The organism is Dermacoccus sp. CCH2-D9 (genome assembly GCF_001556795.1).
Classification (GTDB): domain Bacteria; phylum Actinomycetota; class Actinomycetes; order Actinomycetales; family Dermatophilaceae; genus Dermacoccus; species Dermacoccus nishinomiyaensis.
The window spans coordinates 1-9352 of the sequence record NZ_LSJT01000129.1 but is presented as its reverse complement, the minus strand read 5'-3'; the positions used below and the strand labels follow the sequence as shown (position 1 = coordinate 9352).

The 9352-nt window shown below is 70.3% G+C and carries 10 protein-coding genes; 6 read left to right on the top strand and 4 right to left on the bottom strand.

From position 1 onward, the window contains the following. Window positions 1-125: 125 nt before the first annotated feature. On the bottom strand, window positions 126-1205 hold the full coding sequence (locus tag AX669_RS10880; RefSeq protein WP_082740911.1) for an aldose 1-epimerase family protein: 1080 nt from the start codon (window positions 1203-1205) through the stop codon (window positions 126-128). On the opposite strand from AX669_RS10880, the gene menD reads away from it, so the two are divergent. The 3 genes from menD to AX669_RS10865 all read left to right on the top strand — a co-directional run bounded on the left by menD (window position 1204) and on the right by AX669_RS10865 (window position 3608). Further along, window positions 1204-3051, top strand: coding sequence for a 2-succinyl-5-enolpyruvyl-6-hydroxy-3-cyclohexene-1-carboxylic-acid synthase (gene menD / locus AX669_RS10875; RefSeq protein ID WP_231729578.1), 1848 nt, complete (start codon window positions 1204-1206; stop codon window positions 3049-3051). The genes AX669_RS10880 and menD overlap by 2 nt on opposite strands. Before the next feature lie 122 nt (window positions 3052-3173). After that, a complete protein-coding gene (locus AX669_RS10870) occupies window positions 3174-3356 on the top strand; it encodes a hypothetical protein (RefSeq protein WP_006946300.1) in 183 nt (60 codons plus the stop codon). A 78-nt stretch (window positions 3357-3434) separates the two neighbouring features. Continuing rightward, the gene (locus AX669_RS10865) at window positions 3435-3608 is read left to right on the top strand and encodes a hypothetical protein (RefSeq protein ID WP_006946187.1); all 174 of its coding nucleotides are present in this window, start codon (window positions 3435-3437) and stop codon (window positions 3606-3608) included. 22 nt (window positions 3609-3630) lie between these two features. Here AX669_RS10865 and AX669_RS10860 read toward each other — a convergent pair whose 3' ends face one another. From AX669_RS10860 to AX669_RS10850, 3 genes are all read right to left on the bottom strand, one after another. Next, a complete protein-coding gene (locus tag AX669_RS10860) occupies window positions 3631-4062 on the bottom strand; it encodes a hypothetical protein (RefSeq protein WP_147286890.1) in 432 nt (143 codons plus the stop codon). A 339-nt stretch (window positions 4063-4401) separates the two neighbouring features. Next, window positions 4402-4863, bottom strand: coding sequence for a flavodoxin family protein (locus AX669_RS10855; RefSeq protein WP_062258400.1), 462 nt, complete (start codon window positions 4861-4863; stop codon window positions 4402-4404). A gap of 186 nt (window positions 4864-5049) precedes the next feature. Beyond that, the gene (locus AX669_RS10850) at window positions 5050-6336 is read right to left on the bottom strand and encodes an isochorismate synthase MenF (protein WP_062258393.1); all 1287 of its coding nucleotides are present in this window, start codon (window positions 6334-6336) and stop codon (window positions 5050-5052) included. 138 nt (window positions 6337-6474) lie between these two features. Between AX669_RS10850 and AX669_RS10845 the strand changes: the two genes are divergently transcribed. The 3 genes from AX669_RS10845 to AX669_RS10835 form a co-directional block, all read left to right on the top strand. Beyond that, the gene (locus tag AX669_RS10845; RefSeq protein WP_050786552.1) at window positions 6475-7236 is read left to right on the top strand and encodes a demethylmenaquinone methyltransferase; all 762 of its coding nucleotides are present in this window, start codon (window positions 6475-6477) and stop codon (window positions 7234-7236) included. After that, complete coding sequence (locus tag AX669_RS10840) at window positions 7233-8555, top strand: geranylgeranyl reductase family protein (protein ID WP_062258392.1); 1323 nt, start codon at window positions 7233-7235, stop codon at window positions 8553-8555. Before AX669_RS10845 ends, AX669_RS10840 begins: the two co-directional genes overlap by 4 nt. 22 nt (window positions 8556-8577) lie before the next feature. Beyond that, window positions 8578-9352: polyprenyl synthetase family protein (locus AX669_RS10835; RefSeq protein ID WP_062258390.1), on the top strand; the 775-nt coding region annotated here is incomplete at its 3' end.

Below are 9352 nucleotides of genomic sequence, written 5' to 3'. Positions count from 1 at the left end.
TGCGCATACCCACCTCCTGAGTGACTCACACCCAGGCTGACAGTCAGGGGTGGACAGGAATCGCCGATGTGGATCGCGGATGGGGACGGGTGGGGCCAGCGTTTTGAGGGTCGGGGTCGTGAGGATCAGTGGCGTGAGGAGATGCCGAAGGAGGCTGTCCATGTTCGGCCGGGGTGCAGCACCATGAGGCCCTCGCCCGTGTTGAACGCATTGGCGGGGCACGTCATCGGCTCCACGGCCAAGCCCGAGCGTCGGTTCTTCGGCTCCGGCAACCCGTCGCCCGTGAACAGCTGCACGTAGCCGAACTCGCGCGCATCGGCCCACAACGTCGTCACCCGCGACGACGTGCTGACGCTGACCTCCCAGCGTGCGGCGTCGTTGCTCGACGACGCGGCTCCGTCAGCCCGTGGCGCCGCGTCTGCAGGCCGCGAGGGCATTCCGCTGCCCGGGCGGGCTCCGATACCGGTGAAGCACGTATCGAGGGTGACGCCGCGCAATGATGCGCTTTCGGTGAAGTCGATCGAGGCTGGTCCACGCCCCACCGGGATGAGCCGCTCGTCGACGGTAAGGGCTTCGTCTAGAGGGGCGGTCAGCGTCACGTCGTCGAGTGAGCTCTCACCTGCCGTCAGATAGGGGTGCATGCCGAACCCGAACGGGCATGGCGTGTTGGAGAGGTTCGTGGCGCGCGGCGTGATCGTCAGGCCGTCGGGGCCGAGCACGTACGTCATCTCGAATCGCACCGTCCACGCCCATCCCGGCTGCGGGTGCAGCGTGACGCCGACGGTGACGCGATGCGTCGCGTGCTCCACGAGCTGCCACGGTTGCCAGCGCACCAGCCCGTGGGCGGCGTTGGCGTGCTCCGGTTCGGTCAGCGGCAGCAGGTACGTGTCGCCGTCGAACGCGTAGCGCCCGCCTGCGATGCGGTTCGGCCACGGCGCGAGGACGTGCCCGCGGGCCGCGTCGGCCATGGTGTCCTCGGCGTATCCATGGACGATGTCCTCGCCGTCGTGGCGCAGCGTCCGCAACCCGCCGCCGACCTCGACGATCGTCGCCTCGTACCCGGACGCCCTGATGTGCCACTGCGTGCCGCTGGGAAGGGTGGGCTGCTCGTCGTTCGTCACGCCCACAGCGTAGGGAACGGGCGCGTCGTTGGGGTTGTCGGCGCCATGCGCCAAGATGGTGAGCGTGAATCCTTCGACTGCCATGGCAAGCGTGATCATCGACGAACTCGTGCGGCTCGGCGTCAAGGACGTGGTGCTCTCGCCCGGTTCGCGTTCGGCGCCGCTCGCGTACGCGGTGGCCGCGGCCGACAAGGCTGGACGGCTACGTCTGCACGTGCGCGTCGATGAACGTTCGGCCGGGTTCCTCGCCCTCGGTCTCGCGAAGATCTCGCGCAACCCGGTGCCCGTCATCACGACGAGCGGCACGGCCGTCGCAAACCTTCACCCTGCCGTCCTCGAAGCACATCACGCGCAGGTGCCGCTCATCATCATGAGCGCCGACCGCCCCGCAGAACTACGCGACACGGGCGCCAACCAGACGACCGATCAGGTCAAGATCTTCGGCTCCGCGACGCGGTGGTTCCACGAGTTCGCGACGCCGAGCGAGCGCGCTGGGCAGAACACGGTGTGGCGCTCGGTCGTCGGTCGCGCGTTCGCCCACGCGACGGGCGTCCCGACGGGCGACGTCGGGCCGGTCCACCTCAACCTGCCGTTCCGCGAGCCGCTGACGCCCGACGTCGCCGACCTCGCGATGGCCGGAGCCGTTGCGGGCGCGGCGGCGATCGTGGCGAGGGATACGAGCGCGACGTCCGATGAGGACGGCCGGGCTGATGACGCCCCCTCAACGACGTCACCCGTGTGGCCCGAAAGCCTCGAGGGGCGGGATCGCGGGCGCCCCTGGATGCAGTTGCGTGCTCCGGCATCGACGGTCACCGTCGCGCCCGGCCCGGGCATCGCACCGGTGCCGCGTACGCTCGTCCTGCTCGGTGATCTGCCCGATCCGAAGCTGGCCGCCGAGGTCGCCGAACTCGCCGACGCGGCGGGCTGGCCCGTCATCGCCGAGCCGTTCGGCGATTACCACCGCGGGCGCGCCATGCCGCACGGTTCGCTCATCCTCGCCGCCCACGACTGGCTCGACGAGCACCTGCCCGAGCGTGTTCTCGTCGCCGGACGCATGACGCTCTCGCGCGACGTCGCGAAGCTGCTGCGTCACCCCGAGGTGACCGTCGAGGTCATCACGGCCTCGACGTCGTGGGCCGACCCGTCGCACGTCGTGCAGCGGGTGCACGAGTGGGCCGCCATCGCGCGCTCGCACGAACTCGTCGCGGCGTGCGCGGACCGTCGGTGGTCGAGCAGTTGGCGCATCGCAGGGCAGCGTCTCGCGCAGCGCATCGGGCCGCTCGTCGCGCGGTCGTGGCCGTCCGGCCTGGCCGCGACGTCGACGCTCGTGCAGCACGTGCCGGCCGGGTCGGCGCTGCTCATCGGGTCGTCGAACACGGCGCGTGACCTCGATCTCGGTCGCAACCCGCAGCGCATCGCGCGTCGGGTCTGCTCCGTCGCGAACCGCGGGTTGTCGGGCATCGACGGAGTGGTCTCGACGGCCGTCGGCATCGCGCTGTCGCACGACGGCCCGAGTTTCGCACTCATGGGCGACCTGACGTTCCTGCACGACAGCAACGGCCTGCTCATCGGCCCCGGCGAGCCGCGCCCCGACCTGACGATCGTCGTCATCAACGACGACGGCGGCGGCATCTTCGGCACGCTCGAGCAGGGGCGCAGCGAACTCGCCGAGCACTTCGAGCGCGTCTTCGGCACGCCGACGAACGCCGACCTCGCGCTCGTGTGCGAGGCCCGCGGTGTCGGGTATTCGCTCATCGGGTCGCGTGACGAACTCATCGAGCGCGTCAGCGACCCGGCGCCCGGGCTGAACGTCATCGAGGTGCGCATCGAGCGTCACCTCGAGCGTCAGGCGCGCCACGACCTTTTCGCGGCCGCCATCGACGCCGTCGCCGACGCCGGTGAGATGGACGCGCGCTACGAACGTCGATGACGCGCCCCACCCTCAGGTATGGTGCGCGCCCGCGTCATCTCGGCAAGAGTGGCAGGAGGCGGCGCCCGCCCGGGGCGCCGCAGCCCACATGGTGGCGCGCCACACGATGAAGGAGAGACGACATGACGGTTGCGACCGACGCAGTGTTCGAGATGCCCGAGGACGGCGACAACGACGGTGAGCGTCTGAGCGAGCAGGACGCCTCCAACATCGACACCCCCGACGCCGGCGGCGAGGCCGACACGGTGAACGAGGACAACGTCCCGCACTCCGGCCTCGACGGTGACAAACTGCAGGAGAACTGATCGCGCTGCCCGGCCGCTCGCGAGGTTGCGGGCGCCCGGGCATGATGCGCGAGACGACGACACGAGGAGATGACGAGCATGGCACTGACCGACTTCATCGAGCAGCTCAAGGCGCGCCTGAGCGGCGCGTCCGACAGGACCGGAGAGACGGCTCAGAACGCAACCGACAAGGCTGGTTCGATCGACGAAGGTGACCCCACGCGCACCATCGTCAGCAACGACCCGGGAACGCCGACGGACCACGCCGTCTGAACCGCATCGTCTGAATCACGCCTCACGCGGGGGCCGAGCAGGCCCCGGTGAAGGTCACGTCGGCCTCGTCATGCACCACGTGCGTGGCGGGGCCGTTCGCCACTGTGATGTCGTAGCCGGTCAGGTGGGACGGGCGACCACTCGAGGTCACGCGAACCTCGATGATCGCCTGATGCCCGGGCAAGATTTCGTGTGGGTGCGCGACGGCGGGAAGTGACGCAAACCCGACGCTCATGGGCGTCTCGGGATCGAGGCTGCCTTCGGCAGGCCCCGCGTCGATGACGGCGAAATCGCGCACGTCGACACGCGACGATCCAGCGCTCGGCGTGATGGCGATGATTCGGGCCGTGTGCCGATCCGTGTTGGCGATGACACCGCTCGGGAAGGCTTTCGGTTCGGACGCGCCGCAGGCCCCGATCGCGAAGGCGACGTTGCCTCCATCGGTGCGGCGCACGTCCTTCGGCCCGCCGAAGGCCGCGACGAGGGCCAGGGCGGTACCCAACGCGACGACGATGGCCGTCCAGGTGCGCGCAGGCTTGGACTCGCCCTGTCGGGGACGGAACGCTGACATCGGTGGGGCCTCTCCGCGTCACCGCGCGGTGACTGCCGCCTCACCCTATGTGTTGCGCCGCCCACCGCGGGCGCTTCCGGGGCGATCGGGGCTGCCCTCTGGCGGGTGCCGGTTGTCGCGCGTCACGACCGAGTGGCCCGGCGCCGCGCCGGCATGGTCACGCGCTTGAATGCACCAGCCCATGTGAGTTCACCAGCCCAGCGCAGACGGCGAGGTGGATGCTCAGTCCAACAGGTGTGCCGCGACGGTGGCTCCGAACTCGCGGGCAGCGGCGAGGTCGTCATCACCCACGTCGCCGAGACGTTCGAAGGGCTCGGCGACGAGGCGCAGTTCGAGGCCCGTCGTGATGGCGTCGAGAGCGCGGCGCGCGCCCGTCGCGTCGCTGCGCCCGTGCACCCAGTAGCTGAACGGGCGCCTGCGGACGTGCCCCTGCAGCGCGCCGTACGTCGAGTCAAAACTGTGCTTGAGTGCGCCGGAGAGGTAGCCGAAGTTGACCGGTGTGCCGAACACATACGCATCGGCGTCGAGGTAGGCCCGCGGGTCGGTCGCCTCCAGCGCTTCGATCGCGACGACCTCGACGAGTCCGTCGAAGAACTCCGGGTCGCTCGCCCCCGCGATCACTGCATCGCGCAGGGACACCGTGGCCAGGGTCGGTGCGTGGCTGATGACGAGAAGACGCTTCATCTGATCGACGCTACCGCCCGGCCGCCGAGCGTGGAACCAGCCGTCCCGCGCGGAGCTGAAGTACCGCATGGCAGGGTTGTGGCCCTCAACTCGCACCGTGAGGGCTGAAAGTCGGCATGGCGCGATCGCAGCTCCGAACGCGCACAAGAACCGGAGCGACGTCGCCAAACCTGCCCTCCTCGCGCGTCAGTCGTCGCGCAACGCCTCGCGCATGGGTGAGAGCTTGGCGACGGATTCGGCGACCTCGCTCACCGGATCGGACCCGGCGACGATGCCGCACCCGGCGAACAGCCTGATGCGGCAGGGGTTCTCGATGTCGATCTGGCCGCTGCGCAGCGCGATGCCCCACTCGCCGTCGCCGGCGGCGTCGATCCAGCCGACGGGCCCGGCATAGCGTCCGCGGTCCATGTGTTCGAGCTCGTCGATGACGAGCGCCGCCTCGTTCGTCGGCGTCCCGCACACTGCAGCCGACGGGTGCAGCGATGCCGCGAGCGTCAGCGACGACGCGCCCCCGTCGAGCGCGCCGGAGACGTCCGTGGCGAGGTGCAGCACGTTCGGCAGATTGAGGACGAACGGCGCGTCGGGCACGTTCATCGAAGAACAGTGCGGCCGCAGCGCCGCCTCGACGGAGCGGACGGCATACTCGTGCTCCTCGAGGTCCTTCGAACTGCGCGCGAGGCTCGCGGCGAGCGCCAGATCCTGCTCCTCGCTGGAGGCGCCGGCCCCGGCGCGACGGATCGTCCCGGCGAGGACGCGTGAGGTGACGAGCCCCTTCTCCGAGCGCACGAGCAGCTCCGGCGTCGCGCCGACGAGACCATCGACGGCGAACGCCCACGTGTCGCGGTAACGCGCCGCCAGACGCGTCAGCAGCCAGCGTGGGTCGATGTCGGCGTCCGCGACGTGGATCTCGTCACGCGCGAGCACGACCTTCTCGATGCGCCCCGTGCGGATCATCTCGATGGCGTCGCTCACGGCGCTGCGCCACTGCGCGGGCGTCAGCGCGCCGTCACGGGCCTCGACGCCCGTCGGTGCCAGCGCTGGCGTGACGTCGGGCAGGCGGTCGCTCGTGCGGTTGATCGTCGTGAGCCACGCTCGCCCGCCGCGGCGCCCGACGACCATCTCGGGCACGACGAGCGCCGAACCCTCGTCGGAGGAGTTGCGGAAACTGAACGAGCCGAACGCGACGAGTCCACTGCCGGGCAGGGCGACCTCGTCCTCGACGTCGGCTGCCGCGACGAGCGCATCCCACCACGACTCGGCGTCGGCGAATCGCTCGTCACCGCTCGTCGCGATCGACGCGGCGCGCCCCCACGCGACGAGACCCTCACCGCGGCGCACCCACGACATCACGTCCTCGGCCGGGCGGCCCGCCGGAACGAGCGAGACGAGATCGCCCGGGTCGGCGAGCTCCTGGGTGCGCACCCGCAGGTGCGGCGTGCGCGCGGCGTCGGCGGGCGATGGGGAAAGGCTCACGAGACACCAGCCTAACCCCGTGCCGCGGACGGCTCGGTGGCGCGAGGCGCCGCCGTCAGCGACGCGTGATGACGCCCCGCGCACCTGCTCATTCAGGTGGCCGCGAGGGCACGCGCGCGCGAGTGCGAGAATGGCCCCATGAATCGTGCTGGCCTGGACAAGCGACCCAGCGATGTCGCGCGCATGTTCGACGACGTCGCGGCGCGTTACGACATCATGAACGACCTGCTCTCCCTCGGCCAGGACCGTCGCTGGCGCAAGCAGGTGCTGACGGCGCTCGACCCCAAGCCGGGCGAGATCGTGCTCGACATCGCCGCAGGCACGGGCACCTCGTCGGAGCCCTTCGACGCCGCGGGCGCCCACGTCGTGCCCGCCGACTTCAGCCTCGGCATGCTGCGCGAGGGCAAGAAGCGCCGCGCCGACCTCGGATTCACCGCCGCCGATGCGACGAAGCTGCCGTTCGCCGATGCCTCGTTCGACGCCGTCACGATGAGCTTCGGCCTGCGCAACGTCGTCGACGTCACGGGCGCGCTCGCCGAGTTCGCGCGCGTGACGAAGCCCGGCGGGCGCCTGCTGATCTGCGAGTTCAGCCACCCGACGAACGGGCCGTTCCGCCGCGTCTACACCGAGTACCTCATGCAGGCGCTGCCGCCCGTCGCGCGCGCCGTCAGCTCGAACCCGGAGAGCTACGTCTACCTCGCCGAGTCGATCCAGAGCTGGCCCGCGCAGCGTGAGCTCGCCGAGCAGATCAAGACGGCAGGCTGGGCCGACGTCGAGTGGCGCAACCTCACCGGCGGCATCGTCGCGCTGCATCGCGCGGTCAAGCCCGCGGCGAAGAATGCGCCGAAGAACCAGCAGTCGAAGAACCAGCAGGCGAAGAAGAAGGGCGGCGCGGCGTGAGCGACGCCGTCGGCACGCGCCCCGAGGCGGCGATCGAGAGCGCCGACGTCATCGTCGTCGGTGCCGGCCCGGGTGGTTCGACGATGGCCGCGTACCTCGCGCAGGCCGGCCTCGACGTCCTGCTGCTCGAGAAGACCCGTTTCCCGCGCGAGAAGGTGTGTGGTGACGGGTTGACGCCGCGCGCCGTCAAGGAGATCGACGCGCTCGGCATCCCCACTCCCGAGAGCGAGGGGTGGATCCGCAATAAGGGGCTGCGCCTCGTCGGGCGTGGCATGCGTCTGCAGGTCGACTGGCCCGACGAGGGAGCCTTCCCCGCCTACGGTCTCGTGCGCACGCGCCAGGACTTCGACGACATCCTCGCCCAGCACGCCGTCGCCCAGGGCGCGCGGTTGCTGCAGGGCGTCAACGTCACGGCGCCCATCGTCGAGAACGGCCGCGTTGCCGGCGTCGAGGCGAAGCTCCTCGGCGAGGACGGGCGTGCCACCGGCGAGAAGGCGACGTACCGTGCCCCGCTCGTCGTCGCCTGCGACGGCAACTCGAGCCGCCTGGCGCTCGCCGTCGGCCGCCAGAAGCGCGAGGACCGGCCGATGGGCGTCGCCGTCCGCGCCTATTACACGAGCCCGCGCACGCACGACGACTACCTCGAGAGCTGGCTCGAACTGCCGTCGACGAACGAGCGCGGCGAGAAGATCCTGCTGCCCGGCTACGGGTGGATCTTCGGCGTCGGGGACGGCACGAGCAACGTCGGCCTCGGCATCCTCAACACCTCGAAGGCGTTCGGCAAGACCGACTACCGCGAGGTCATGCGCCGCTGGGTCGCGACGATGCCGCCCGAGTGGACGTTCGGCGACGCGACGATGGTCGGCGACATCCGCGGAGCGGCGCTGCCGATGGGCTTCAACCGCACCCCGCACTACGCCGACGGCCTCATGCTCGTCGGCGACTCCGGCGGCATGGTCAATCCGTTCAACGGTGAGGGCATCGCGTACGCGATGGAGGCCGCGCGCCTCGGTTCGAGCGTCGTCGCGGACGCGTTCGGCGCCGCGAAGAACGGCGGCGACGTCGCCCGCGAACGCATCCTCGCCACCTACCCCGACGTCATGAAGCAGGCCCTCGGCGGCTACTTCACGCTCGGTCGCCACTTCGCCACGATGATCGGTAATCCGCAGATCATGAAGCTCGCCGTCACGTACGGTTTGCCGCGCGAGGACCTGATGAAGATCATCGTCAAGGTGATGGCGAACCTCGCCGACCCGGGCGGCAAGAGCGCCACCGATCGCCTGTACACCGTGCTGACCCGCCTCGCGCCCAACGCGTGAACGGCCCAGGAAGAGTTGAACCATGAGTGCTGAATCCGCGCGCACCTCGAGCGCCCAGTCGGTCGCGTCCGCGATCGTCCCGGACGCCTCGGCGGAGCTGAGCGACCGCCTCGTCGACGGGCTGCAGCGCGTCAACGCACGCCTCGACGTCGTCGTCGACCACGACAGCCCGCTCGTGCGTGAGGCCAGCCACCACCTCGTGGACGCCGGCGGCAAGCGTTTCCGCCCGATGCTGACGTTGCTCACCTCGATGCTCGGCACCGGCATCAGCGACGAGGTCGTCGACGCGGCGGCCGGCGTCGAGCTGACGCACCTCGCCTCGCTGTACCACGACGACGTCATGGACGAGGCCGACATCCGCCGCGGTGTGCCGAGCGCCAACGCGGTGTACGGCAACTCGACGGCCATCCTCATCGGCGACCTGCTCTTCGGCAAGGCATCCGAACTCATCGCCCACCTCGGCCCGGAGGCCGTCATCCTGCAGGCCCGGACGTTCGTGCGCCTGTGCGCCGGCCAGATCGAGGACGAGCGTCAGACACCCGACGGCGCCGACCCGATGGAGTACTACCTCAAGGTGCTCGCCGACAAGACGGGCGTCCTCATCGCCGCCGCCGCGCAGTACGGGGCGATGTTCTCCGGCTGCGACGAGCGCACCGTCGAGGTGCTGGGCCGCTACGGCGAGCTCGTCGGGCTCGTCTTCCAGCTGAGCGACGACATCCTCGACATCGCGAGCGAGGCCGAGACTTCGGGCAAGACCCCGGGCACCGACCTGCGTGAGGGCGTCACGACGCTGCCGA